The sequence below is a fragment of the Mesorhizobium sp. M0522 genome (genome assembly GCF_040321085.1).
Taxonomy (GTDB): Bacteria; Pseudomonadota; Alphaproteobacteria; order Rhizobiales; family Rhizobiaceae; genus Mesorhizobium.
This window is the reverse complement of the sequence record NZ_JAMYQW010000003.1, coordinates 120,224-146,125: the sequence shown is the minus strand read 5'-3', so window position 1 is coordinate 146,125 and position 25,902 is coordinate 120,224. Positions and strand designations below refer to the sequence as shown.

The 25,902-nt window shown below is 63.8% G+C and carries 26 protein-coding genes; 5 read left to right on the top strand and 21 right to left on the bottom strand.

The genetic code is table 11. The features are described from left to right. The first annotated feature begins 508 nt into the window (after positions 1-508). Positions 509-3,043 carry an NAD-dependent epimerase/dehydratase family protein gene (locus NKI58_RS05545; RefSeq protein WP_352853084.1) on the top strand — a complete coding sequence of 845 codons (2,535 nt, stop codon included), beginning with the start codon at positions 509-511 and terminating at the stop codon, positions 3,041-3,043. Here NKI58_RS05545 and NKI58_RS05540 read toward each other — a convergent pair. Genes NKI58_RS05540 through NKI58_RS05530 form a run of 3 tightly spaced genes read right to left on the bottom strand, consistent with a single transcriptional unit; the run spans position 3,040 to position 6,034 of the window. Continuing rightward, positions 3,040-4,260: an NAD(P)/FAD-dependent oxidoreductase gene (locus tag NKI58_RS05540; RefSeq protein ID WP_352784306.1), complete on the bottom strand. Its 1,221-nt coding sequence runs from the start codon at positions 4,258-4,260 to the stop codon at positions 3,040-3,042. The genes NKI58_RS05545 and NKI58_RS05540 overlap by 4 nt on opposite strands. Then, positions 4,257-4,970, bottom strand: a complete 714-nt coding sequence (locus NKI58_RS05535; protein ID WP_352784304.1) for a methyltransferase domain-containing protein — start codon at positions 4,968-4,970, stop codon at positions 4,257-4,259. The genes NKI58_RS05540 and NKI58_RS05535 overlap by 4 nt, the downstream gene beginning before the upstream one ends. After that, positions 4,967-6,034, bottom strand: a complete 1,068-nt coding sequence (locus NKI58_RS05530) for a type III polyketide synthase (protein WP_352784302.1) — start codon at positions 6,032-6,034, stop codon at positions 4,967-4,969. Before NKI58_RS05530 ends, NKI58_RS05535 begins: the two co-directional genes overlap by 4 nt. A 264-nt stretch (positions 6,035-6,298) precedes the next feature. Between NKI58_RS05530 and cueR the strand changes: the two genes are divergently transcribed. Then, entirely contained in the window at positions 6,299-6,697 is a 399-nt protein-coding gene (cueR, locus tag NKI58_RS05525) for a Cu(I)-responsive transcriptional regulator (RefSeq protein WP_352784300.1), read from the top strand. Between the two features lie 42 nt (positions 6,698-6,739). On the opposite strand, the gene NKI58_RS05520 is transcribed toward cueR, so the two are convergent. Further along, positions 6,740-7,231: a DUF2127 domain-containing protein gene (locus tag NKI58_RS05520; protein ID WP_352853082.1), complete on the bottom strand. Its 492-nt coding sequence runs from the start codon at positions 7,229-7,231 to the stop codon at positions 6,740-6,742. A 32-nt stretch (positions 7,232-7,263) separates the two neighbouring features. Here NKI58_RS05520 and NKI58_RS05515 point away from each other — a divergent pair, with 32 nt between their 5' ends. Continuing rightward, entirely contained in the window at positions 7,264-7,806 is a 543-nt protein-coding gene (locus NKI58_RS05515; protein WP_352455394.1) for a phosphatase PAP2 family protein, read from the top strand. Between the two features lie 17 nt (positions 7,807-7,823). Further along, a complete protein-coding gene (locus NKI58_RS05510; protein ID WP_352455393.1) occupies positions 7,824-8,381 on the top strand; it encodes a cytochrome c in 558 nt (185 codons plus the stop codon). 5 nt (positions 8,382-8,386) lie between these two features. On the opposite strand, the gene atzF is transcribed toward NKI58_RS05510, so the two are convergent. From atzF to NKI58_RS05470, 8 genes are read right to left on the bottom strand one after another with little or no spacing between them, the layout of a single operon-like run. Continuing rightward, entirely contained in the window at positions 8,387-10,195 is a 1,809-nt protein-coding gene (gene atzF, locus NKI58_RS05505; protein WP_352784293.1) for an allophanate hydrolase, read from the bottom strand. Continuing rightward, positions 10,192-10,542: a cupin domain-containing protein gene (locus NKI58_RS05500; RefSeq protein ID WP_352455391.1), complete on the bottom strand. Its 351-nt coding sequence runs from the start codon at positions 10,540-10,542 to the stop codon at positions 10,192-10,194. The genes atzF and NKI58_RS05500 overlap by 4 nt, the downstream gene beginning before the upstream one ends. Then, entirely contained in the window at positions 10,535-11,203 is a 669-nt protein-coding gene (locus tag NKI58_RS05495; RefSeq protein ID WP_352455390.1) for a cysteine hydrolase family protein, read from the bottom strand. The genes NKI58_RS05500 and NKI58_RS05495 overlap by 8 nt, the downstream gene beginning before the upstream one ends. After that, a complete protein-coding gene (locus NKI58_RS05490; RefSeq protein WP_352853081.1) occupies positions 11,203-12,735 on the bottom strand; it encodes an ABC transporter ATP-binding protein in 1,533 nt (510 codons plus the stop codon). Before NKI58_RS05490 ends, NKI58_RS05495 begins: the two co-directional genes overlap by 1 nt. Positions 12,736-12,745: 10 nt before the next feature. Next, positions 12,746-13,447 (bottom strand): biuret amidohydrolase, encoded by a 702-nt coding sequence (gene biuH, locus NKI58_RS05485; protein WP_352784287.1) that lies wholly within the window; start codon positions 13,445-13,447, stop codon positions 12,746-12,748. A 14-nt stretch (positions 13,448-13,461) separates the two neighbouring features. Then, positions 13,462-14,388 carry an ABC transporter permease gene (locus NKI58_RS05480; protein ID WP_352569074.1) on the bottom strand — a complete coding sequence of 309 codons (927 nt, stop codon included), beginning with the start codon at positions 14,386-14,388 and terminating at the stop codon, positions 13,462-13,464. Then, the gene (locus NKI58_RS05475; RefSeq protein ID WP_352784283.1) at positions 14,388-15,512 is read right to left on the bottom strand and encodes an ABC transporter permease; all 1,125 of its coding nucleotides are present in this window, start codon (positions 15,510-15,512) and stop codon (positions 14,388-14,390) included. The genes NKI58_RS05480 and NKI58_RS05475 overlap by 1 nt, the downstream gene beginning before the upstream one ends. Positions 15,513-15,531: 19 nt before the next feature. Continuing rightward, positions 15,532-16,659, bottom strand: a complete 1,128-nt coding sequence (locus NKI58_RS05470) for a BMP family ABC transporter substrate-binding protein (RefSeq protein ID WP_352784278.1) — start codon at positions 16,657-16,659, stop codon at positions 15,532-15,534. A gap of 322 nt (positions 16,660-16,981) precedes the next feature. Here NKI58_RS05470 and NKI58_RS05465 point away from each other — a divergent pair, with 322 nt between their 5' ends. Continuing rightward, positions 16,982-17,641, top strand: coding sequence for a GntR family transcriptional regulator (locus tag NKI58_RS05465; protein ID WP_023677208.1), 660 nt, complete (start codon positions 16,982-16,984; stop codon positions 17,639-17,641). A 3-nt stretch (positions 17,642-17,644) separates the two neighbouring features. On the opposite strand, the gene doeB is transcribed toward NKI58_RS05465, so the two are convergent. The 9 genes from doeB to ehuA form a co-directional block, all read right to left on the bottom strand. After that, positions 17,645-18,646, bottom strand: coding sequence for a N(2)-acetyl-L-2,4-diaminobutanoate deacetylase DoeB (doeB, locus tag NKI58_RS05460; RefSeq protein WP_352784276.1), 1,002 nt, complete (start codon positions 18,644-18,646; stop codon positions 17,645-17,647). Positions 18,647-18,651: 5 nt separating this feature from the next. After that, positions 18,652-19,830 carry an ectoine hydrolase DoeA gene (gene doeA, locus NKI58_RS05455; RefSeq protein ID WP_352784274.1) on the bottom strand — a complete coding sequence of 393 codons (1,179 nt, stop codon included), beginning with the start codon at positions 19,828-19,830 and terminating at the stop codon, positions 18,652-18,654. Positions 19,831-19,868: 38 nt separating this feature from the next. Continuing rightward, entirely contained in the window at positions 19,869-20,861 is a 993-nt protein-coding gene (locus tag NKI58_RS05450; RefSeq protein WP_352784272.1) for a cyclodeaminase, read from the bottom strand. Further along, positions 20,858-21,850, bottom strand: a complete 993-nt coding sequence (gene eutB / locus NKI58_RS05445) for a hydroxyectoine utilization dehydratase EutB (protein WP_352826560.1) — start codon at positions 21,848-21,850, stop codon at positions 20,858-20,860. Before eutB ends, NKI58_RS05450 begins: the two co-directional genes overlap by 4 nt. 10 nt (positions 21,851-21,860) lie before the next feature. Next, on the bottom strand, positions 21,861-22,634 hold the full coding sequence (gene eutA / locus NKI58_RS05440; protein ID WP_352455380.1) for an ectoine utilization protein EutA: 774 nt from the start codon (positions 22,632-22,634) through the stop codon (positions 21,861-21,863). Beyond that, on the bottom strand, positions 22,631-23,290 hold the full coding sequence (gene ehuD, locus NKI58_RS05435) for an ectoine/hydroxyectoine ABC transporter permease subunit EhuD (protein ID WP_023677202.1): 660 nt from the start codon (positions 23,288-23,290) through the stop codon (positions 22,631-22,633). The genes eutA and ehuD overlap by 4 nt, the downstream gene beginning before the upstream one ends. Positions 23,291-23,306: 16 nt before the next feature. After that, on the bottom strand, positions 23,307-23,966 hold the full coding sequence (ehuC, locus tag NKI58_RS05430) for an ectoine/hydroxyectoine ABC transporter permease subunit EhuC (RefSeq protein WP_254819481.1): 660 nt from the start codon (positions 23,964-23,966) through the stop codon (positions 23,307-23,309). 172 nt (positions 23,967-24,138) lie between these two features. Then, the gene (ehuB, locus tag NKI58_RS05425) at positions 24,139-24,990 is read right to left on the bottom strand and encodes an ectoine/hydroxyectoine ABC transporter substrate-binding protein EhuB (protein WP_023677200.1); all 852 of its coding nucleotides are present in this window, start codon (positions 24,988-24,990) and stop codon (positions 24,139-24,141) included. Positions 24,991-25,055: 65 nt separating this feature from the next. Beyond that, positions 25,056-25,841, bottom strand: coding sequence for an ectoine/hydroxyectoine ABC transporter ATP-binding protein EhuA (ehuA, locus tag NKI58_RS05420; protein WP_352699431.1), 786 nt, complete (start codon positions 25,839-25,841; stop codon positions 25,056-25,058). Between the last annotated feature and the right edge of the window lie 61 nt (positions 25,842-25,902).

The window sequence follows — 25,902 nt, the reverse complement described above, 5'->3', positions numbered from 1 at the left end:
TGGAGGCGCTGGATTAAAGCCCTGCCCTTTCGGAGTTACCGCGTGGCCAGCATGTTCTGGCAGAAGCCTATTATGAACTCGTTCGTCTATAGCATTGAACGTGCCTTGATTGACCGGCAAGCCACCGCCTTCGTGGGCTGATCGAGTTCGCCTTGACGGGCGTACATGGCGAACTAGTTCCCCTCGCAATCGCCGGTGGCAGCGGCGGCGGGAGGGATGGTTGTGATGATGATGGACGGTTCAATGTGGATGATGGGCGGCATGGCGCTCATTTGGGTCCTGGTGCTTGTCACCCTCGTGCTCGCGATCGCGGCGCTGGTCAAATATTTGCGAACCTGACGGCATAGGCAGTCGGGGTCAAAAGAGCAAAAAGGGCGGAAAGTTGTAGTCGTCATCGGAAGCAGCAGCGTCATCGGGTCGGCGTCGGAACTGGTCCGGCCCCTCGGCTCTTAACGTCTGTCGCCTTCGGCCCTCTCAGGAGTGGCAAATCGCCGGCTATGAGGTCTGGATGGCGAAGCGCAAAGACACGGTTATTGTTACCGGCAGCACCGGCTTCATCGGCTCGGCTCTGGTCAACAGCTTCGCCGACCGGTTTGCTCTCGTCGGCCTCGACCGGGCGGCGACGCGTCAGCCGCCGCCGGCCGCGGAGTGCGTCTGCATCGACCTGACATCGGAGGACGCCGTGGCAGCCGGCTTGGCGCGCGTGCGGACGGCCTATGGCGCCCGCCTCGCCTCGGTGATCCATCTTGCGGCCTATTTCGATCTCACAGGCGAACGGAACCCGCTCTACGAAAAGATTACGGTTGGCGGCACCGAGAAGCTCCTGCGCGCCCTGAAACAATTTGAGGTCGAGCAGTTTGTCTTCATGAGTTCGATGCTGGCGCACAAGGGTGGCCGACCAGGCGACATCATCGATGAGGATTGGCCGCTCGAATCGAACCTACCCTACCGCACCTCGAAGATCGAGACCGAGCGCCTGATCCATGAGCAGCACGGGGCGATCCCTGTCGTCTATGCCAGGCCGGCCGGCGTCTATGATGATCTCGGCCGTAACGCATTCCTCGCCAATCAGATTGCGCGTATCTACGAAGAGGATCCGACCGGGCATGTATATCCGGGTGACCTGCTCACCGGGCAGTCGTTCCTGCATCTGGAAGACCTCACCGATGCGGTGGGGCGCCTTATAGATCGGCGGAAGAAACTTCCCACGGAGCTGGCGCTGCTTCTCGGCGAGCCTGAGGTCATGGGCTACGGCGAACTTCAAGCCGAGATTGGTCGGTTGATCCGTGGCGAGAACTGGGAGACACGGGAGGTGCCGAAGGCGCTCGCCAAGGCGGGTGCCTGGGTCCAACAGGACGTGCTGGGCGAAGAATCATTCGTTCGTCCCTGGATGGTCGATATCGCCGACGACCACTACGCGATCGATATCAGCCGTGCCCGCAATGTCCTCGGCTGGCAGCCCCGGCATTCCCTGCGCGAGACGTTGCCGCGGATCGTCGACGCGCTCAAGGCAGATCCCGCCGGCTGGTATCGGGCCAACAAGCTCAACGCGGCCAAGGTGGCCGGCAGCGGAACAAAAGCGCGAGAGAAAGACAAGGCGTTCGAGGCCAAACACGACAAGATGAAACCCGGACACATGGCCGAGATGGCGGGGATGGGCCAGCAGATGCTGTGGGCTCATTTCCTGGTCATCACGCTTGGCGTGTGGCTCCTCACCAGCCCGCTTCAGTTCGCGCTGTTCGATCCGGCGGCGGCCGGCACTGTGCGTGACGTCACGCAAGAGCGTGGACTGTGGGAACCGGTGCTGCGCAACGCGCTCACCGGCTGGAGCGACATTGTCTCGGGCTTGCTGCTGATGCTGTTTGGCGGGCTCGCACTGTCGCCGCGTTTTTCCTGGGCGCAATGGGGCACGACGATCGCCGGCCTGTGGCTGCTGTTCGCGCCGCTGTTCTTCTGGACGCCGAGCGCCGCCGCCACCATGAACGACACGATCGTCGGCGCGCTGGCCATCGCTTTCTCGGTGCTCGTCCCGATGATGCCGGGCATGAGCCACGAAGGGATGATGGACGAGAGCACCGTTCCGCCTGGCTGGACCTACTCGCCGTCATCCTGGCTGCAGCGCCTGCCGATCATCGCGCTCGGTTTCTTCGGTTTCCTCATCGCCCGCTATCTCACTGCCTACCAGCTCGGCCATGTGGGTGCTGTCTGGGAGCCGTTCTTCCCCGGCGGAGACGGCAGGAACGGCACGGAATTCATCATCACATCCGACGTTTCTCGAGCCTGGCCAGTCGCTGATGCCGGGCTTGGCGCCGTGGCCTATATGATCGAAACCCTGATGGGCGCGATGGGCACGGCGACCCGCTGGCGCACCATGCCCTGGATGGTGACCTTCTTCTTCATCCTGGTGGTGCCGCTCGGCGGCGTCTCGATCTTCTTCATCATCATCCAGCCGATCATGATCGGCACCTATTGCACACTGTGCCTCATCGCGGCGGCGGCCATGCTGGTCATGATCCCGCTGACGCTGGACGAGGTGGTCGCCATGGGCCAGTACATGCTGCGCAGCGTGCGGGCAGACCGTCCGTTCTGGCGCACCTTTTTCCAAGGCGGGCCGGAGCCGAACGGCGAGGCGGACAAGAACGATCCCGGCTTTTCCGCCGCGCTTGCCGCACAGTCCGCCGCAGCCATTCGCGGTGTCACGTTTCCATGGACGCTGGTCGCATGCTGTATCGTCGGCGGTTGGCTGATGGTCTCGCGGCTGGTCTTCGGCACGGCCGGCGCCATTGCAAACAGCGATCACCTCTCGGGCGCCATGATCATCACGATCGCGGTCTGCGCCATGGCCGAGGTGGCACGGCCGTTGCGTTTCCTCAACCTGCCGTTCGGGTTATGGCTGATCGCAGCGCCCTGGCTGCTCGACGGCGCGACCAGAGGTTCGACATTGAACAATGCCGTTGCAGGGCTAGTTGTGATCGGCCTCAGCCTGCCTCGGGGGCGCCGAAGCCAGGAGCACTACGGCTCATGGGACCGCTATGTCGCCTAGACGAAGCCTGGAACCGGCTTGGTCTTGCCGCTCAGTTGCGCGCCCAGCGTCAGTGCCTGCGGGAAATTCTGGACGATCGCCGCCATCAAGGTGGCGCTGCCGGGGCGAAGGGCAATTCCGGCAACGGCCGCGGCGGCGTAGACCCGTATCGAAAACAGTCTTTTCCAGGCCGCCTCGTAGCGTCTGGCGGCAGCCTCGCGCCCTGCTCGGCCACTTGGCGCGCATGCGAGTTCGCAAGCCAGCAGCCAGCCGGACTGAAGCGCCATCGAGATGCCCTCGGCGATGACAGGATGAGACTCTCCGGCTGCATTGCCGACGCGGAAGATGTCCCCTTCGTAGCACGAGCGAATTCCCGGCCGGATCGGACCTGCGGCAAGCCACGGACCGTCGAGGAGAGCCGGTTCCAGGGCGTCCCGCACGCCCCGGCATGAATTCAGGAGATGCCGGGAGACCGCATCGGCGGCCGACACGTGGCTCCGTTGTTTGGGGCCATATTGTTTACGCAGCCGCGCGAGCATATCGCGCCGGATGCAGCACGAGATCGACAACCGGCCATGATCCGCCGAAACCATGCCGCCATAGCCGCCGGGGAAGGCCAGCAGAGGCATCAAATCCGGCGCCAGGGACGACCCGGTGAAATGTGCCTTGAAGCCGAGCAGGTCCGACGGCCGGTTGGCCTTGCCGAACTGGCTGGGCAATGGTCCCGGTTCCCACGAGCCGTGTGCGGCGACAATCACCGGCGCACGCAATATCGCCGCTTCATCCCCGGCCTGAATTCGCACCCTTTGCATCTCACCGTCCGGCTCGATGGCGACGGCGCGGCAGGGCTGGAAGATTTCGACACCCGCCGATCGCGCCGCCTGTAGAAGCAGAGAGTCGAGAATGTCCCGGCCGAGCGCCCGGCCGAAGCTGTCTTTCGCGCGAGGCCCAGCTCCTGCACGTGGCATTGCCGCCTCGACGCAGGTCTCGCCGGAAAACAGGCCGACGCGGCGGATTTCGGGGCCGGCATTGGTACGCCAGGCATCGCCGATCTCGAGCCGGTCGAGAAGCGCAAGATTGCTTGCCGAGATGTATTCGCCGCAGACCTTGCGGCGCGGAAATGCGCTTTTTTCCACAATTGCCACGGTCCATCCGCGCCGGGCCAGCGTGAGCGCGACGGATGTGCCCGCCGGGCCGGCACCAATGACGATCGCGTCATGGGTCGACAATCGCGTCATGGCTCGACACTGGCACTGGCGCCGACGAAGATGTGGGAAAACAGGCCGGCGCGCCGCTCCTCGACCGGTTTGCCGTTGGCCGCAAGCCAGAGACGGGAAAGCTCGCTGCCGCGAAAGCCGGCACGCACGCTTTGCGCCGCGTCGTTTCGTGTGACGTCGTTGGCGCCGATTGCCGGCAGAAGACGGGTCGCGGCCAGCGGCAGTTTCGCCCGCAGCGGCTCTGTCGCGATGAGCAACGGGGCTTTCGGCCTGATCAGCGAAAACAGACGCACGAGCTGCGCATCGTCGAGGTGATGCAGGAACAGATTGACGGTGACGGCGTCGAACCGCGCACCCTCGATCTTTCCTGCCCAGTCGAAGACATCGGCGGTGACGCCTTCGGCCCTCCACCCCAGCCTGTCAAAATCGCCGCGCAATTGCGCGGTGACGAGGCCGACGCGGTCGAGCATTACCAGTTCGACCCCAGGCCAATGCCTGGCCATGCGCCGCGCCACCGCCAGCATGAAGGAGCCATCGCCGGCGCCGATCTCCAGGATGCGGCGTGGCGGCGTTGGCACGAACCTCCTGAGCAACGACGTCATGATCGGCACCTGAAACATCAGCATATTGATGCGCCGAAGGTCGCGGCGCGCGGCCAGCGCTCGCGGATCTTCGGCCGCAAGTCCGTCGAGGATTTCCGGCGCAAGCTGCCGGTGCTCCAGGCCGCTCATGACACCGTTCGAAAGAGCATGGTTTCGGCCGTCAGCCCGGGTCCGAACGACATGCCGCAACCGAGCAGGCCGGGTGGCGCCTTCAACATCTCCTTCATCACGAACATGACGGTCGCCGACGACATGTTCCCGTATTCGCGCAACACCTCGCGCGATGGTTCCAGCGCGGTGGGCTCCAGTTCCAGGGCCCTTTCGACGGCGTCGAGCACCGAACGTCCACCCGGGTGTACGGCCCAAAGGTCGATGTCTTCCGTCGGCCGGCCGCCGAGCATGGCGGCCTGGCTGTTCCGCAACGCTTCATGAATCGCTGCCGGGACCTGGCCGGAAAGAACCATTTCGAAGCCGTGGTCGCGAATATTCCAGCGCATCAGATCCCGCCGCTCCCGCGCCACCAGACAGTGAAAGCTGTCGAGCTCGATGCCGGCCGGCTCGGCGGTGACGAGCGTGGCCGCGCAGCCGTCGCCCCAGAGGCAGAACGACAGCAGTTTTTCCAGTTCGGTGGTTTCGCGCAGATGCATCGTGCAGAGCTCGATATTGACCAGCAGGATCTTGGCCTGCGGGTCCGAGCGGACGATGTGACGGGCCAGCTTGAGGCCGTTGATCGCCGCGTAGCACCCCATGAACCCGATCATCGTGCGTTCGACACTATCGGGCAGCCCGCAACGCGCGATCAGCTCCAGATCGATGCCCGGCGCCGAAAAGCCGGTGCAGGTGGTGACGATCAAATGGGTGATGCGGGAAGCGTCATCGCCAAGCTGCAATCCGTCGATGCCCTTTTGTGCCAGAACAGGTGCAGCATCGTCGAACATCGCCATTCTCATGGCCGTTCCGGGAAACGCGCCCCGGATGAAGGTCCCGGCCAGGTCGGCAGTTGGTCCTTCTGGGTCGGACGCCGGCGCAAAGCAGGAATAGCGGTGCTCGATGCCGGCAAGATCGGCCATGCGTTCGAAGATCCTCCGCCGATCGGCCGCGAGCATGGAGGCCGCGAAACGCAGGTAGAATTGATGAACCTCGTGCTCCGGCACCGCCGTCGCGATCCGGTTGATATAGGCGTTGACGGGCATATTCTGTCTCCTCGGCGTGTGCACGGTGTAACGTGCCGCCGGAGGGTCCTTGCTCATCGTTACCCGGTGTCGAACACCGGGTTTTGAGCGCTGTTCGATAAACGTTTCCGAAAACTGATTTCTTCCCGAAGGTTCAGTGTGCGCTGTTGGCAGGCAAACGGTTGGAGCGGGCGGGCGGTTGCGTCGGGCATCCAAAATCGCCACATCATGTTGACCTTCCATCTACTGGAAGGTCTATTTCCTCCAATAAAGGAGATTTCCGCCATGAACATCGGCGTCGCATCCGAAAAATCCGGCCTGCCGGCCAAGACGATCCGTTACTACGAGGATATCGGGCTCTTGCACCCGGCCCGGACGGACAATGGCTATCGCGATTACTCGACGGCCGATATTCACCGGCTGCGCTTCCTGCAGCGCTCGCGAAGCCTGGGGTTTTCGGTCGACGAATGCCGCCAGCTGCTGTCGTTGTACCAGGACAGGGAACGTGACAGCGCCGACGTGAAGGCCATCGCGAGCGCCAAGCTGGTGGAGATCGACAGGAAGATCGCCGAACTGGTCGGATTGCGCGGCTTGCTTCACCAATTGGTCAGTCACTGCCACGGCGACGAGCGGCCGGATTGCCCGATTATCGACGAGCTGGCAGGACAAGGCGTCGCCCAGTGAGGTGGATTGAAAATCGGAGCGGCTGACGTGCAAACTTCGCTGTCATGCCGGCTTGTGCTGCCGCACGACCTTCCATTCATGCCAGATCAGCACCATGACGACAGCATCGAATACGGTCAGGACAAGCAGGCCGAACGAATGGGTGTAGGAGTAGCGGTAGACTTGATAGGACATAAATGCGCCCAGCGCCGCAAGCGATGCCGGATACGACCACAGCTTGCCTCTCAACAGCCCGACAACGAGCAGCAGTTTTATCAGGCCGTGGCTAAGCAGGTAGAAGGCATAAAACTCCTTGCTGGCGACGGAAAAGTGGCTTGCCATCTGCGACAGATAGCCAGCTATGAAATCGTTCGGATCTTCGATCAATTCCTCTTGGGTGAATGTATTGACCCAGGAGGCAATGGCGTCGGTGGTGACGACATAAAGCAGGATCCCGCCCACGCATTCGATCAGGGCATGCGCCCCTTTAAGCCAGATGCTGAGCTCGAAAATCTGATGGATGCGGCGTTCGTCTACTGCTTTCACAAAATTCACCTTGCGATCGACAACAGCGGAAACGAGAAACGATGGATGCAGCCCTAACCCACTGGATCAACGCGGCAGCCGGGATCAGCCCTTTTCTTGATAAGGCAATGATCGCCGTCTCACAAATCGGCGTTCCGCTGATGGTGCTGGCTGTTGCCCTGCAATGGTGGGCAAAGGCCGACCGCCACCATGTGCGCCATGCTGCCTTGTCCGCCGGCTTGGCGTTCCTGCTCGGTCTGGCGATCAATCAGTTCATTTTGCTATTCGTCCACCGGCTGCGGCCCTACGATGCCGGCGTGACGCATCTGCTGATTGCGCCCAGCGCCGACTGGTCGTTTCCCTCCGACCACGCGACAGCCAGCTTTGCGGTTGTTGCGGCTCTTGCAATGCAAGGTCTGCCGCGCCGGACGCTGGCCCTCTCCATCATGGCATTGCTGATCTGCTGGTCGAGAATTTATATCGGCACCCACTATCTCACCGACGTGATAGGCGGTGCCATCACTGGCGTCTTAGGTGCCGTTGTGGTCCGATTGGCCTATCGCGAGAACTCCCGACTGGACAGTCTGGTCACAAGAATTCTCTAGCTCCTTATGTGCCAACGATGAGACGAGCAGCTATCATAGCGGTCCTGTCGCTTGCCTGCGTCTCTGTCGTGCTCGCCGCCGCCCATTCGGGTCGTGATGCGGTCATCCAGGCTCGCCAGGCCTCGATGAAGGAAATGGCCGCGGCGGCAAAGGCGATCGCTGGGATGTTCGACGGCAAGCAGGCGTACGACGCCGCGGCCTTCAAGGCGGCGGCCGAGACCATCCGCGCCCGCACCGGCCCTGCCCTGATTGCCGAATTCCCAAGCGCGACATTGGGTGCGCCGTCAGGCGCCAGGCCGGATATCGACCCCGCCCGCGCGGAGTTCGAAGAGCTGGCTCGCCACATCGGGACGCTGGCCAGCGCCTTGGCCTCCGACGCCGAGCGGGCGCCGCCGTTTATCACCGACGACATGAGAATGGGTTCCGGCCTGGCAATGGGCGGTGGCAGCCTGCTTGGCAAGCGACCATCACTCGCGGAAGCCGATCCCACTAAATTGCCGGCGGAGCACCTCCTGCATCTCATCTTGCAGGATTGCTCGAGCTGCCATTCGAAGTTCAGGCAAAAGGTCGAGTGATAGCGTCAGCTTCGCTGCAGCTGACCCGCCATGAAATTGCGCCAGCCGCCGAAATGCGAAATCTCCTTTGCATCGGTGAGGCCGGCACTTTCGACGAGGAAGCCTTTCGGCGAAGTTCCGTCATCAAGCAGAAGCGTCCCGATGCCGAGCGGCGGCGGGATCGCGGCAACAAAGCGCCCGAAGGCTTGTGGCGAGAGCCGCCAGACTTCGACCTCGATCGCTGTCCCCTTGCCATTGCAGCTGCGCTCGAGCCCCGGTCGCGACACCGACTGGCCGGCGAGCGCATAAAGCCGGTAGAGCGGCGCCGTTCTTGCCGCCCGGGCGAAAATCGCGCCGAGCTGCTGCAACTGGCCGTTCAGCGCCATCCCCGATAGATGCGCGCCGACCACGGCCAGCTCGATCGTGCCCTCGTCCACGCCCGCCTGAACATCGCCGCGCTGCGGCTGCGGCCAGCCGGTAGCACCAAGCGAAAGGCCGCTTGCCGCATGGACATCCTGCGCAAGCGACGCCGGCAGATGGTCCTTGCCCGCCGCGGCAACTAAGGTGACGCTCATCGGCAGACCGTCGCTGCGGGTTCCGCTCGGTACCGAAATGCCGCACATGTCGAGCAGATTGACGAAGTTGGTGTAAGTGCCAAGCCGGCTGTTGGTGACGATGGGGTCTGCCAATACCGCTTCAACCGTGTAATGCGTCGGCGCGGTCGGCACACAGAAAAGATCGACCGAGGCGATGACCGGCGCCAGCCTGGCCTTGTAGCCTTGCAAGGCATAGAGCCCGTTGAAGGCGTCCGCGGCTGAAAGTGTTCGCGCGCCGCCGATGATCTGCCGCGTCACCGGATGCATGGCGGCCTCTTTGGCTTCCATGAAGTCCCTGATCGCGGCATAACGCTCGGCCACCCAGGCGCCTTCGTAGAGCAGGTTGGCGGTGGCGTAGAAATCACCGAACGGGATTTCGACCAGCCGGCAGCCCAGCGTCTCCAGCGAGGCAAGAGCCGCCTCGAAACCCGCCTGCATCGCCTCGTCGCCGAAGAAGGTCCAGTCCGCCCTGGCCGGCACGCCGACAGTCAGCACCGGCGGGCGCGCGGCAAGGCCCTGGACGCCGAGGTCACGCGAATAGGGGTCGGCGTCGTCCTTTGCCGCCGCCGCCTCGAACACGCGGTAGCCGTCATCGACGGTGAGCGCGAAGACCGAGATGCAGTCGAGCGTGCGGCAGGCCGGCACGACGCCGGCGGCCGACAGCGCGCCGACGCTCGGCTTCAGCCCGACGATGTTGTTGAGGCCGGCGGGAATGCGCCCCGAACCGGCGGTGTCGGTGCCGAGCGCGAAGGAGACGATGCCGCGCGCCGTCGCCACGGCCGAGCCGCACGAGGAACCGCCCGGCACCAGTTTCGGGTCGATCGCATTCCTCGGGATTGGATAGGGCGTGCGAACGCCGACCAGGCCGGTGGCGAACTGGTCGAGATTGGTCTTGCCGACAACCAGCGCGCCGGCGGCCTTGAGCCGCGCGACGACGGTGGCGTCTTTCGCCGGCAAGTAGGCATATTCCGCACAAGCCGCCGTGGTCGGCATGCCGGCGACGTCGATGTTGTCCTTGACCGCGAATGGCACGCCCCACAGCGGCTTTGCCGCGGGATCGAACGGGCCGAGCTTCTCTGCTTCGGCAAGCATCTCCGCCCTGCTCGCCAGATGGATGAAGATGCCCGGATCATCGGCCGCCGCGAGCCGCGCATGCACCGTATCGACCATCTCGCCGATGCTGACGCCGGCCTGATAGGCGGCGTGCAAGTTGCCTATGTCGAAGCGGATGTCGTTCATTTGGCCTCGCCCAGAATGACTACCGGCACGTTCCACTGGATGAGCACCACGCAGCCATCCTTCGTCCACACCGAGTGTTCGGTTCCGACCGGGTTCAGAATCACGCTGCCCGCGGCATGATCGCCGTTCTCGTCGCTCTGCGTGCCTTCCAGCACGATGATCGTCTCCAGCCCGGCATGGCGATGACGCGGCACGCTGGCGCCAGCCCGGTAGTTCAGGATGGCAACCGACGGTTCCATCGGCCCACCCTTGAGCAGCCAATGCACTGTGATGCCTTCGCGAAAATGCTCGAATGGCAGATCACGCCAGCCCCCTTGGATGAGAGCCGCGTATGCGACGTTAGGCATTGGAAAGTCCCTCGAGCACCTGGTCCGTCGTTGCCGTCCAGCCGACGATGGCGCCCTGCGCCCTGATCATGGCAAGGGCTGCCGCCTTGAACTCCGGAAAATAGCTCTCAGTGGCATCCTCCGCCAGAAGGCATTCATAGCCGCGGTCGTTGGCCTCGCGCATCGTCGTCTGCACGCAGACCTCCGTCGTCACCCCGGCAAAGACCAGTTGCTGTGCGCCAAGCCGCTTGAGGTCGTCGCCGAAGCTGGTGGCATAGAACGCGCCCTTGCCGGGTTTTTCGATGACGATCTCGCCAGGCAGTGGGGCAAGTTCATCGAGGATCGCCGTTCCCGGCTCCCCGACGATCAGCACACGACCCATCGGCCCGACATCGCCGATCCTGATCGACGGATTGCCGCGATTGCGCTTGGCCGGCGGCAGATCCGAAAGGTCTGCCTTGTGGCACTCCATCGTGTGGATCACCGGCAGGCCAGCGGCGCGAAACCCCTCGATCAGCCTCTTCACCGTCGGCACGATCGCCGTGACCCGGCTGACGTCATTGCCGAGGCTGGCGCCGAAGCCGCCGGGTTCGGCAAAGTCGCGCTGCATGTCGATGACGACCAGCGCCATCGCCTCGGGCTTGAACACAAACGGAAACGGCAGCGCCTCGATCCCAGCCATCAGTGATGTCCCGCCATGTGCTCGCCGATCGTCTGCACGCTCGCCTGCGCGATCGGCGTCTCGTAGACCAGCGCGCCGTCCGACATGACGAAGATGCGGTCCGAGAGCTCGAGCAGCTCATCAAGGTCCTCCGACATAAGGAGCACCGCGGCGCCGGCATTGCGCGCCTTCATGATGCGCGCGCGTATTTCGGCGACGGCGGAGAAGTCGAGGCCGAAGCAGGGGTTCGACACGATGAGCAAATCGACCTCGCCGGTCAGTTCCCGCGCCAGCACCGCGCGCTGCACATTGCCGCCCGAGAGCGACGAAATCGGCGAAGCGAGCGAGGCCGTCTTGACGTTGAACTGTTCGACCAGACGGGCCGCGTAGTCCCTGATCGCACTCATCCTGATCCAGTTGACCGGCTTGCCGGCCTCGTTGAGGTCGAAGGTCCGGAAGGCCATGTTTTCCGCCACCGTCATCTTCGGTGCGCAGGCATTGCGCAAGGGCTCCTCCGGAATGAAGCGGACATTGAGCGTGCGCGCCTCGCTGCGGCTGGCGCCATAGGGCGAGCCTTTCACCAGAACGTCGCCGCCATTGCGCGCCCGCTGTCCGGCAAGGACTTCGAGAAACTCCTTCTGGCCGTTGCCGGAGATGCCGGCAATGCCGACGATCTCACCCGACTTCACATCGAGTTCGCCGATGTCGATGGTTTTCAAACCGGTGCGGTCGGGCGCCTTCAGCGACTTTACCGTCAGCACCTGTCTGGCGCCGGCCGGCACCGGGGCGCGGCTGTCGAGTGCGGCGATCGGTTGGTCGCCGATCATCATCGCCGCCATCTGCTTGTGGGAAAGTTCGGAGACCTTTCCGGTTCCGGTCAGCCTGCCCTTGCGCAGCACGGTGATATCGTCGGCAAAGGCCGTCACCTCGTGGAATTTATGCGAGATCATCAGCACGGTGAGGTCGCCGGTCCTGGTCATCTCGCGCACCAGGCCAAGCACTTCGTGTGCCTCGCCGGGAGTGAGCACCGAAGTCGGCTCGTCGAGCACCAGGAAACTGCGGCCGAGATAGAGCTGCTTGATGATTTCGAGCTTCTGCTTCTCGCCGGCCGCAAGTTCCGCCACCTTGACGTCGAGCGGCAGCTTGAACGGCATACGCTGCATGAATTGCGCAAGTGCGGCGCGCTCCTTGCGCCAGTCGATGACGCCGGGCACCTTCTCGCGCGAAATGACCAGGTTCTCCGCGCCGGTCAGCGACGGGACGAGCGTGAAATGCTGGTAGACCATGCCGAGCCCCAATGCCGAGGCATCCTTCGGACTGGCGATCGCGACCTCGCGGCTCTCAACCAGCATGTCGCCGGCGGTCGGATGGTAAAAACCCATCATGCATTTGACCAGCGTCGACTTGCCGGCGCCGTTTTCGCCGAGCAGCGCATGGAACGATCCCGCCGGCACCTTGATCGAGACGTCGTCCAGCGCGGTGAAGGCGCCGAAGCGCATGGTCATGCCGATGGTCTCGACGCCGACGGCTTTCTTGCCGATGCTTCCGCTCAAGATCGTCTCCTCACGGCAGTTGCGCGACGAAGGATGCCGAATTCGACACCGCGCCGAACACGCCGCCCTGCATCTTGATCATCTTGATCGCGGCGAGATGGTTGCCGTAATCGGTCGCGCCGCAGCAATCCTCCAGCATCACGCATTCGAAGCCGCGATCGTTGGCCTCGCGCATCGTCGTGTGGACGCAGACATCGGTGGTGATGCCGCTCAGCACGATGTTTTCGATTCCGCGCTGGCGCAGGATCAGTTCGAGGTCGGTGGCGCAGAACGAGCCCTTGCCCGGCTTGTCGATGATCGGTTCGCCCGCCGCCGGATAGAGGTCGGGGATGATGTCCCAGCCGGGTTCGCCGCGCACCAGGATGCGCCCGCAAGGTCCGGGGTCGCCGATGCCGGCATTGATGCGGCGCGAGCGCCAGCGCTTGTTGGCCGGCAGGTCGGCGAGATCGGGCCGGTGGCCCTCGCGCGTGTGGATGATGGTGTAGCCCTTGGCCCGCATGGCTGAGAGCACCGACTTGATCGGCTCGATCGGCGCCCGCACCAGCGAAAGATCGTAGCCCATATGATCGACATAGCCGCCCGGCCCGCAGAAATCGGTCTGCATGTCGATGATGATCAGTGCCGTATTGTCCGGCCGCAGCTCGCCATTATAAGGCCATGGATAAGGGTCGGCATCGATGTAGCGCTGGATGATCTCGGCTCTGGCGTTCATCGGAAAAACTCCAGTCATTTGGTGATCGACAACTCCCCCGGCGCGCCGGCAAGCGAGCGGTTCGGCGACGAGGTGGCGATCATGATGATGAGCGTGAGGATGTAAGGTGCGGCGTAGAAGAGATAGTAGCCCTGCGTCACCCCGACCGACTGCAACGCCGGGCCCAGCGCGCCGGCGCCGCCGAACAACAGTGCCGCGGCAAAGCAGCCAAGCGGGTTCCAGCGCGCGAAGATAACCAGCGCCACCGCCATCAGCCCCTGCCCCGACGAGATGCGTTCGGTCCAGCTGCCGGGATAATAGAGCGACAGATAGGCGCCGCCGATGCCGGCGAGCGCACCGCCGACGCCTGTCGCAAGCAGGCGCACGGTGTTGGGATTGAGGCCCATGGCCCGCGCCGCATCGGAGCTGTCGCCGACGACGCGCACGATCAGGCCGGCGCGCGTATTGCGGAAGGCCCACCACAGGAACAGCGCAAGTGCGGCCCCGATCAGGAACAGCACATTGACGTTGAGCGCCGCCTGCACCTGCGGGATATCCGACCAGCCACCGAAGGCGATGGCCGGCAGGTCTGGTGCCGAGGGCTGGATGAACGGCTTGCCGAAGAAGAAGGCGAGACCGGAGCCGAACAGCATCAGCGCGATGCCGATGGCGATGTCGTTAACCCCACGGAATTTGCAGATCCAGCCATGGAACAGGCCGAAGCAAAGACCGGCACCTGCGGCAGCCAGCAGGCCGAGCCATGGCGAGCCGGTCATCACTGCGACCGCATAGGCGGTCATTGCGCCGAAGACCAGCGTGCCTTCGAGGCCGAGATTGATGCGGCCTGAGCGCTCCGTAATGGCTTCGCCGAGCGAGACGAAGATGAACGGCGTCGAAACGCGGATGGCGCCGCCGAGGATGGCGAGCGGCACGCCCCACAGGCCGATCTCGGTCGCGTCCATCAGGAGCCCCTCTTCCACAGATCGGGATTGAAGACCTTGAAGCGGCCGTAAAAGGTTTCACTGAACAGGATGACGACGAAGAGCATGCCTTGCAGCACCAGCACGGTGGCGTCGGGCAGGTCCATGCGGCGCTGGATCAGCCCGCCGGAAGCGCCAATACCGCCGAGCAGGAAAGCGACCGGGATGATGGCGAGCGGATTGTGGCGGGCGAGGAAGGCAACGAGGATGCCGGTATAGCCGTAGCCGGCGGCGAGCGAGGCGTTGGCGCTGCCTTGCACGGCGCCGACCTCCAGCATGCCGGCTAGCCCGGCAAAGCCGCCGGCGAGCCCGGTGAAGCCGACGATCAGCGGTCCGACGGCAAGTCCTTGTACCTGGGCTGCCCTGACATTGCCGCCGGCGATGCGAGCGGCAAACCCCCAGCGCGTCTTTTCGATCAGCAGCCAGGACAGGACGCAGGCGAGAATGCCGACGACCAGGCCCCAGTGCACGTCCATGCCTGGAATGTTGCCGATGCGGTAGGCATCCGCCAGCGGCTCGGTCGAGGGTTTGTTGAGCGAGGCCGGATCGCGCAGCGGCCCTTCGACCAGATGGTTCATCAGCGCGATGGCGATATAGGCCAACAGCAGGCTGGAGATGGTTTCGTTGACGGCGCGGTAGTGGCGGAGTGCGCCGACGGCACCTATCCAGGTGCCGCCGGCGACCGCGCCCGCCACTCCCATCAGCAGGATGACCACAAAAGACGGCGCGCCATTCGCCGCGACGCCGATGGCGGCGGCGGCGACGCCGCCCAGCACGATCGCGCCTTCGCCGCCGATGACGACAAGGCCGAGCCGGGCCGGCAGCGCCACGCAGAGCGCTGCCAATAAAAGCGGTGCTGCGCGCGACAGCGAGTTCTGGATCGAGAACCACGAACCGAAGCCGCCGCGCCACATCGTCTCGTAGAGTTGCACCGGCGACTTGCCGACCAGCGCGATGAATAGGCTGAACAGCACCATGCCGACGATCAGCGCCGCGAGCGGTATGACGAAGGCTTCCGCCCGCCGCGCCGCCCATTCGAGCGCCGCCGGATAATTCCTGGCGCCAAACAGCGCCGGTGCGCCCGCTGTGCCGACCGTGTCTGCCATGGCCCGTCTCCGATCCGGTTCAGGCGGTCGAACCGACGACGCCCTCGACCAGGTAATCCATGCTTTCGAGCTCGAGCGCGGTCTCGGCGAAGGCCTGGCCTTCGGTCGCCACGACAACGCCCTTGTTGCTCTTCAGCGGACCCTTGATGACGGAAAACCCGCCTTTCATCATTTCGGCCAGCGTGCCGTCGAACTGCTTGCGGGCGGCATCGCCGACGGCGGGGCCGAGCGGGCTCATCTTGACGAAGCCGTCGGCCAGGCCGCCGCGCGTGAAATTGGGCAGTGGTGTGCCGGCCACCAGATCGTCGACGAACATCTTGTAGACCTTGGCCCAGTTCCATTCCGCGCCGGTCAGGTATTTTTCCGGCGCCAGCGGGCTCTGGTTGGCATGATAGCCGCAGACGAAGGCGCCACGCCCGGCCGCCGTCTCGACCACCACCTTGGGGCTGTCGACATGGCAGGTGATGACGTCGGCACCCTGGTCGACCAGCGCATTGGTGGCCTCGGCCTCCTTGACCGCTAGCGACCACTCGCCGGTGAAAATCACCTGGCAGGTGATGGTCGGGTCGACCGAGCGCGCGCCGAGCAGGAAGGAATTGATGTTGAGCAGCACCTGCGGGATCGGCTTTGCCGCGACGAAGCCGAGCTTCTTGGTTTTGCTGGTGTGACCGGCGACGACGCCGTTCAGATACTGGCCCATGCCGATATAGCCGAAATAGGAACCGGCATTCATTGGATGCTTGTCCTTGTTCCACATGCCGCCGCAATGGCGGAACTGCACGTCGGGGAATTTCGCGCACATGGCGAGCATGTGCGGATCGAAATAGCCGAACGAGGTCGGGAAGATCAGCGACGCGCCGTCGAGGTTGATCATCGATTCCATCGTCTTCTGCACGTCGACCGTCTCCGGCACGTTCTCCTCCTCGACGACGGAAATGCCTTCGATCCCCTTCAGCGTGGCGGCGCCTTCGGCATGCGCCTGGTTGTAGCCGTAATCGTCCTTTGGCCCGACATAGATGAAGCCGACGGTGGCCGTCGCGGCGAGGGCCCTGCTGATCGGAAACGATGCGGACGCAAGGCCGAGCGCCGCTCCGGCGGCGGAGGTCTTGAGCAGGTCGCGGCGGCTAAGCATGAATCTCTCGGACATTGAATGCTCCCTCTGTGGGGCCTTTGGGGCCGGTTAACACCTCAATGAAAGAAGTGTATGCAATCAGCATGCCAGTTTCAGAAATGAGATTTATTCAGCAATATCAATGAGTGTGCCGATGTGGCCTGCACAAAGCCGGAGCAATTGCATACACTTTTTGCCTACAAAATCGCCAATTTGACATGAAGGCTAAAACATAGGCATACAGAGATGCGGAGGAATCGAAGCCGGTGAGTGGCTTACGGCTGCGCGAAAAAGACTGGACGGAGGAGACGTGTCGGGAAAGCGCAATTTGATCAGGTCGGGCACGACTGTCGATCAGATGGTGAGGGCGATCAGCGACCGGATCGTCACCGGTTTCCTGCGCCCGGGCGAAAAGCTCGACGAGGCCTCGCTCGCCGCCCGCTTCGACGTCTCACGCACGCCGATCAGGGAAGCGCTCAGCCGGCTCAGCGCCATGGGGCTGGTCGAAAGGCGGCCGAACCGCGGCGCCACCGTCGCCGTGGTGACGCAGGAGCACCTCGCCTCGATGTTCGAAAGCATGGCCGAGCTTGAAGCGATCTGCGCGCGGTTCTCGGCCGAGCGCATGACCGCTGGCGAGCGCCGCACGCTGGAGGCCGAGCACCAGGCCTCGGCGCGCTTCGTGCAGCTCGGTGCCGAAGAAGAGTATGAGCTTTTCAACACCGAATTCCACACCCGGCTCTATCGCGGCGCCCACAGCAAGCACATTTATGAACTGACCGTCATGACCCGCGGCCGCCTGGCGCCGTTCCGGCGCGCGCAATTCATGCTGCCCGGCCGGCTGGCCCAGTCATGGCAGGAGCATGACGCCATCGTCACCGCAATCATGCGCGGCGACAGTGCGGCGGCCGGAACAGCCGCCAAGGATCATGTCTCGATCGTCAGCGAGGCGAGCGCCGTCTTTGCCATCGGCGATCGCCCCAAAGGCAGGACCGAGCCGTTCCCGACATCGGCTTCCTAACCATCAATCGACCAGCACGGCGACCACGGCAGCGCAGTCGCCGGCCTTGACCAGCCCCGGAAAATGCCGCGCCGCCAACAGACCGGACATTTTGGCCCGGATCTCCTGCGGAGCGCCGCCGGTGCGGCCTATGGAATGGATACGTGCCAGCACCTGGTTCTCTGCCACCGGCTCGCCGAGATCGATCATCGTTTCGATCATCCCGTCGTCCTCGGCGAACGAGAAGCAATCGCCGGACGGCATGTCGAGCCAGCGGGTTGGCTGCATCTCGACCGCGCCGGCGACAATGCCGGCATGGCGCAAGACGTTGAGCACGCCGCGACGCGCGATCCGCACCGTCTCCGCGCGCGAAGTCCCGCCGCCGCCGAGCTCTGTGGTGATGAACAGCTTGCCCATCTCCTCGGCGGCAGTGTCGAACATGCCGACCGCATCGATCTCCAGCATCTTCATCGACCAGGGTGCGGAGAACGCTGCCACGGCAGCGAACCCCTTCGCTTCCAGCACCTTGTCAGGCCGGACGTGGGCGGCGCAGAACGGCACGAAGTCGAGCGTCTTGCCGCCGGAGTGGAAGTCGAGCGCGATGTCTGTACGGGGCAGAAGCTCGCGCTGGAAGTAATCGGCGATCTTCTCGGTCACCGTGCCGTCGGGCCGGCCGGGAAAGCTGCGGTTTAGATTGCCCTTGTCGATCGGCGAGGTGCGCGTGCCGGCGCGGAACGCCGGATAGTTCATCGCCGGCACGATGATGATCGTGCCGCTGACGTCTTTCGGGTCGAGCGTACGGGCGAGGTCATAGAGCGCCAGCGGCCCCTCGTACTCGTCGCCATGATTGCCGCCGGTGAGCAATGCGCTCGGCCCCTTGCCGTTGCGGATGACGCAGATCGGGATCATCACCGATCCCCAGGCGGAATCGTCGCGGCTGTAAGGCAGACGCAGGAAACCGTGCTGCACGCCGTCGCGCTCGAAATCGACGGTCGGCGTGATCGGTGACGGGCGAAGGCTGGACATCGGGCTCAATTCTTCACGACCAGTTTGCGCGGCACATTCGCCAGGCACTCGACGCCCGTCTCGGTGATCAGGATGGATTCGGTGATTTCCAGCCCCATCGTCTCAAGCCACAAGCCGGTCATGAAATGGAAGGTCATACCGGGCTTCAACTCGGTGCGGTCGCCTGGACGCAGGCTCATCGTGCGCTCGCCCCAGTCAGGCGGATAGGAAAGCCCGATCGGGTACCCGGTGCGGTTGTCCTTGACGATGCCGTACCGCTTCAGCACCGCGAAGAAGGCGTTGGCGATGTCCTCGCATGTGTTGCCGGGCTTGGCGGCGGCAAGTCCCGCCTCCATGCCTTCCAGCGTCGCCTTTTCGGCATCGAGGAATTCCTGCGTCGGTTTACCAAGGAACACAGTTCGGGAAAGCGGACAATGGTAGCGGTTGTAGCAGCCGGCAATCTCGAAAAAAGTGCCCTCGCCCGACTTCATCGGCCTGTCGTCCCAGGTCAGATGCGGCGCCGATGCGTCAGTGCCTGACGGCAGCAGCGGCACGATCGCCGGATAGTCGCCGCCAATGCCATCGACGCCGCGCGTGCCGGCATCATAGATCTCGGCGACCAGGTCGCATTTGCGCATGCCGACCTCGATCTTGTCGACAATGCGCTCGTGCATTGCCTCGACGATGCGGGCGGCCTTGCGCATGTAGTCGATTTCGGTCGGGCTCTTCACCGCGCGCTGCCAGTTGACGAGTGCCGTGGCGTCGACGAAGCGGGCATAGGGTAAGTGCTTCTGCAGCGCTGCGAAGGCAGCGGCCGAGAACCAGTAATTGTCCATCTCGACGCCGATGCTGAGCTTGCCCCAGCCGCGATCGGAGAGCACGCTGGACAGAAAATCCATCGGATGGCGCTCGGTCGACTGCACATAGTGGTCGGCATAGCCGATGATGTTGTCGTGCGCGAGATAGGCGGTGCGCTTGGCGCCGTTGGCGTCCTGGCCGCGCCCGTACCACACCGGCTCGCCCGACGGCGGCACGATGACAGCCTGGTGCACGTAGAACGACCAGCCGTCGTAGCCGGTCAGCCACGCCATGTTGGACGGATCGCTGACGATCAATAGATCGACGCCCTTGGCCTCCATGACCTTCCGCGTCTTGGCGAGGCGCTCCGCATATTCGCCGCGCGAGAATTTCAAATTAGGCTGCATTGTTCTTGGTCCTCTTTTGTTGGGCCTTGCGGCCAGCATCAGCTTTCGAAAATCGTACCGGTCTTGGCTGCACGCGCACGGTCGCGGGCGAGCGTGGCGATCGCCGTGTCCTGCACGCCGGTGCCGGTCAGGTCGGCGATGGTGATGTCGCTGTCCGAGCGCCGGCCATGCCTTTCGCCGGCGATGATGTGGCCAAGCTCGGTGATTTCGGCATCGGACGCCATCACGCCCGCCGCGATAGCATGGTGCAGTTCGCCCAGCCGGCGCGTCTGTTTGGCGCTATCGGCGACGTAGAGATCGGCCATGCGCAGGATCGCCGGCGCGATCTCGTTCTTGTGCTCGGCATCCGAGCCCATGGCAGTGATATGCTGGCCGGCGGAGACGAAGCCGGCCTTGATCAGCGGCTCGGTCGACGGCGTCGTGGTAACGATGATGTCGGCATCGGCCGCAGCCTTTGCCGCGTCGGGCTCGGCGTGAACGGCAATGCCCAGTCTTTCGGACAATGCGTCGGCCGCGGCCTCGGCCTTGGCGGCATCCCTTGCCCAGATGCGAGCCCCGGTGATCGGCCGCACCAGCATCAGCGCTTCGAGCTGCACTCCGGCCTGAACACCGGCGCCGAAGATCGCGGCAACGGAGGAACCCGGCCGCGACAGATGCTTGGCGGCAACCGCGCCGGCCGCCGCCGTGCGGATGTCGGTGAGATAGCCATTGTCGAGCAGCAGCGCCTCGACCAAACCGGTTTTGGACGACAGCAGCACCATCATGCCGTTGACGCTGGGCAGGCCGAGCTTGGGATTATCGAAAAAGCCGGGGCTGATCTTGATCGCAAAACCGTCGATACCCGGTACATAGGCGGTCTTGACGTCGACCTCGCCGCGATGCTCTGGAATGTCCAGCCGCAGGATCGGCGGCATCGCCACCGGCAAGGTAGCGAGCGCCCGAAACGCGTTCTCGACGCAGGCGATGGCATCAAGATCGAGCTTCACGATCTTGCGCAATTCAGCTTCGGTGAGGATCGTCATCCGGCTCATGCTGCGCTCTCCGCAATTGCTTCGCCGCAAATGATCTTGCGGTGCAGTGTCATATCGATGTTGCGGCCGGACAGAACGAGCACCGTCGGGCCATTCGCTTTGACCTTGCCGGCAAGCACGGCTGCGATGCCGACCGCGCCGGCGCCTTCGACGATCTCGCGCTCCTGTTCATAGGCATGGCGGATGCCGGTGGCGATCTCGTCCTCGCTGAGCAGGATCACATCGTCGAGCAGGTCGCGGCACATGGAAAAGGTCAGCCTGTTGTCGAGGCCTATGCCGCCGCCGAGTGAATCCGCCAGCGTCGGCAGTTCCTCGACCAAAACCGGATGTCCGGCGTCGAGGCTCGCCTTCATCGCCGCACCGCGCGCCATTGAAACGCCCATCACCTTCGTCGCCGGGCTGACGCCCTTCACGGCAGCGGCAACGCCAGCCGCCAGCCCACCGCCGGAAAGCGGCACCAGCACCAAGGCGGCGTCCGGAACCTGTTCGATGATCTCCAGCCCGAGCGTGCCTTGCCCGGCGACAACGGCAGGATGGTCGAAGGGCGGCAGCATGATCAGCCCCTCTTCCGCGACCAGCCGTTCGACCTCCCGCTGCGCATCGTCCTGGCTGTTGCCGACGATGCGGATCTCGGCGCCGAGCCGACGGATCTCGTCCAGCTTGTTCTGCGGCACCAGCCGCGACATGCAGATCGTCGCGTGGATGCCTTGCAGTCGAGCAGCATAGGCAAGCGCCCGGCCGTGGTTGCCGGTCGAGGCAGCGACGACGCCACGCGCCCTCTCCTCGTCTGTCAGCGAAGCGATAGCGTTCGAGGCACCGCGCAGCTTGAAGGCGCCGGTGGTCTGCCGATGTTCGAGCTTGAGATAAACAGGAGCGCCCAAGTGCTGGGAAAGACTCCGGGAAGGAACGGTCGGCGTACGCTCGATCTTGCCTGCGATGCGCTCGCGCGCGGCGCGGATATCGGAGAGGCTTATCCTGGACGTGGTCATGGCTCTGCAATCAGTTCAGCGGCAGCGTCATCAGACGGCCGAATTCAGGACGCGACATCTTATCTCCGCAAAGCCGCAGGCAATTCCAGGCCGTCGCCTGGTTGCTGGTGACGACAGGGCGGCCGATGGCCTCTTCCATACCCACAACCGCCGCCGCGGACCGCAGTGCCGTGCAGGACACAAACAGCGCGTCCGAGTGTTCGGCCGTCGCCTCGCGAGCCAGATCGACCAAGGATTTCGGCGCAATCCGCGCCATCTCGCGGTCGTCCTCGAAGCCGAGGCAAGTGAAGCTGGCGATCTCGAATCCATGCTCGCTGAAATAGGTCGCCATCGGCCGGCTGGTCTCGACCGTATAAGGGGTAAGAATGCTGATCGTCCTGGCGCCCAGCGCCTTCAGGCCGCGCACGCCGGCCATCGGCGGCGTAACCACCGGCGCGCCGGGTTTCGCGGCCTGCACCGCCGCCTCGATTTCGGCATCGCCGATCACGACGGAAGCTGAGGTGCAGGAATAGCAGATCGCATCGAGCGGCTCGTCGGGCAGGATCAGGGCCGCGGCCGCCGTCAGTGACGGCTGCATCTTGCGCAAATTGTCCGGCGTCGTCGGGTTGGCGTAGGGGATGCGCGCGACATAGATGCCGATGCGGTCGCTTGCCACCATGCGGTGAAAATCCGGTTCGCTCGTATGGTCGGTGGCAAGGATGATCAGGCCGACCCGCTTTTCCAGCGGACGCGCATCGAGCGGCGGCCGGGCCGAGTGCAGGCGGATATCGGGTGCAGCGCTCATCGTTCGATCCGCCCATAACGGTGTTCCAGCCAGCGCAGCAGCACCACCGAGAACAGGCTGATGGCGAGGAAGAAGGCGCCGACCAAGGTGATCGGTTCGATATACCGATAATAGGTATTGGCGACGCTCTTGGCCTGGTTCATCAGTTCCAGCACGGTGATCGCCGACAGCAGCGGCGTCTCTTTGAACATGGCGATGAAATAATTGGCAAGCGCCGGGATCATCGGGGGGATCGCCTGCGGAATGATGATGTGCGTCCAGGTCTGGGTGGCGTTTAGATTGCAGGCCTTGGCCGCTTCCCACTGGCCGCGGGGCACATTGTCTATGCCGGCGCGGTAGACCTCGGCCGTGTAAGTTCCGTAATGCAGCCCGAGACCGATGACGCCCGCCACCAGCGGCGGCAACAGGATGCCGAAATCCGGCAGCACGTAGAAGATGAAATAGAGCTGCACCAACAGCGGCGTGCCACGGATGAACTCGGCAAGGAAACCGACGGTGCGCGACAGAGCCCTGTTCGGCGACCGGCGCGCCAACGCGATGCCCAGCCCAACGATGGCCGCCAGCACCGAGCCGAGCAGCGTCGCCAGGATGGTGATCTTCACCCCCTCGATCAGCGTCGGCAGGATCTGCCGGACAAAATCCCAATCCCATTCCATTAGCAGGCCCGATCCATCATACGCGCACCCCGTCGAGGCCACGAGCCATGCGGCGTTCCAGCGACCGCACGCCCCAGGAGATGAGCAGCGCCAGCACGAAATAGATGACGAGGATGGTGCTGAACGGCACCAGAGTATTGCCGGTCTGCGAGCGCACCACCTGCGCCTGGAAGGTCAGGTCGGCGAGCGAGATTAGCGAAACGACGGCGGTGGCCTTGAGCAATTCAATGGCGTTGTTGCCGAAGGTTGGCAGCATCACCAGAAGCGCCTGCGGCAGGATGATATGGCGCATGGCTTGCCAGCGGCCGAGATTGAGGGCGGTGCAGGCCTCATATTGTTCGCGGCCGATAGACTTGATGGCGCCACGCACCACTTCCGCCGCATAGGCGCCGACATTGAGGCCCAGCGCCAGCACCCCGGCCTGCAGCGGCGTCAACGAAATGCCGGCAAAAGGCAGCACGAAATAAGCCCAGAACAGCTGCACGAAAATCGAGGTGCCGCGGAAGAACTCGATATAGGCGGTGGCCAGCGCGCGTAGCACGAAAAACCGCGACAGCCGCCCCAGCCCGGCAAGAAAGGCCATGACCAAGGCCAGCACCGACCCCATCAGCGTCAGCTCGATGGTGACAAGCGCTCCTTGCAATATCAGGCCGAAATAGCCGGACCATTGGGTCATTGGGGCTAAGCGTTTCCTCGCTTGGTGATCATTGCAGAACGCCGGCGCCGCCCCTCATCCGCCTGCCGGCACCTTCTCCCCGTTATAGGGACGGGGAGAAGGGTGAAGCTCCAGCGTTGACGCCCCCCTCTCCCCGTTTTTGACGGGGAGAGGCTAGGGTGAGCGGCACTTTTTACTTCGCCGAGCAGAGCTTGTCGCGGCTCGTCGACATTGCCGCCGCCGCCGAGAAGCCGTAAGGCTCGATGATCTTGGCGAACTCGCCGGACTTCTTCAGTTTCGCCAGCTCGACATCATAGGCGTCGCGCAGCGCTTCGTCGCCCTTCTTGAAGGCCGCGCCGTCGCAATAGACCGGCGCACCGACCACCGGCGCGATGACTTCGAGGTTCGGATCATTGGCTTTCTTGACCAGGTCGTTGATCGACAGCACGGGCAGCGAATAAGCATCGATGCGGCCGTCCTGCAGCATCTTCAGGCCGCTCTGGCCGTCCGGCACGACGATGACGCGCTCGCGCGGCACACCTGCGGTGAGCGCCAGCTTCTCTTCAGTGCCGCCACCCGGCGCGCCGATCGTGGCGCTCGCGTCCTTCGCGACGTCCTCGTAGCTCTTGAAACCCTTCGGGTTGCCCTTCTTCACCAGCATCGCCTCGGCGTCGCACAGCACCGGTTCCGAATAGGCGACCGCAGCACAACGTTCCGGCTTCATGAACAGGCCGGCAGTGACGACGTCGAAACGGCCGGCCTGCAGGCCGGGAATCATGGCGCCATATTCCGAGATCGAGGCGACGATATCGTTGACGCCAAGGCGCTTGAAGATTTCACGGGCAACGTCAGGCGCCGCACCCGAAACCTTGCCGTCGGCAGCGACCGCCGTATAGGGCGGCTCGTTGGCGATGGCGACGCGGGCAAAGCCTTGCGCCTTGAGCTCTTCGAGCTTGCTGTCGTCGGCCGAGCCGGCCGTCGAGGCGGCCAGCACCGCCGTCAGCGCAATACCGGCGACGCCGGCCAAAATGGCAAATTTCTTCATTGTTCCCAACTCCTTGTTTGTCTGTCTTCTTGGCTTGCTTGAGGCGTCGCCGCCTCGCATGGCAGTCAGACCCGATGTCCGGCCGCAATGATCTTCTTCAGGAAACCTTGCGTACGCTCCTGTTTGGGATGGCGGAAAATCTCGTCGGGCTTGCCCTCCTCGACTATTCTGCCGCGATCGAAGAACAGCACCCGGTCGGCGAAGTCATGGGCGAAACCCATCTCGTGGGTGACCAGCAGCATGGTCATGTCGGTCTCGGCGGCGAGCTTGCGCATGACGTTGAGCACCTCGTCGACGAGCTCAGGGTCGAGCGCCGAGGTGACCTCGTCGAACAGCATGATTTTCGGCGACAGCGCCAGCGCCCGCGCAATCGCGACGCGCTGCTTCTGGCCGCCTGAAAGCTGCGCCGGCATCGCCTTGGCCTTGTCGACCATGCCGACCATGTCGAGCAGTTCCATCGCCCGCTTTTCGGCGGCGGCCCGCGGCACGCCTTTGGTCAGCATCGGTGCCAGCGTCACATTGTCGATGACGCATTTGTGCGGAAACAGATTGAACAGTTGGAAGACCATGCCGATCTTCTGGCGCATCTTTGCCAAATGCCGTTCATCGGCCGTCAGCAGCCGGCCGTTACGCTCCATGTGGTACAACTGTTCGCCGTCGACCTGGATGTGGCCGCTGTCGATACGCTCTAGCGTCATCAGGATGCGCAGGATCGTCGTCTTGCCCGAACCCGATGGACCGATCAGTGCCAGCTTCTCGCCGGGCATGACTTGCATCGAGAGGCCGTCCAGCACCCTGAAGGTGCCGAAGCTTTTTGAAATGCCGTCGATCTTGATGATGGGAGCCGACAATGAATTTCCCGTGCTGGAGAAGCTTGCCTTTAACGATGCGGATCGCGGCAAATCATGTCAA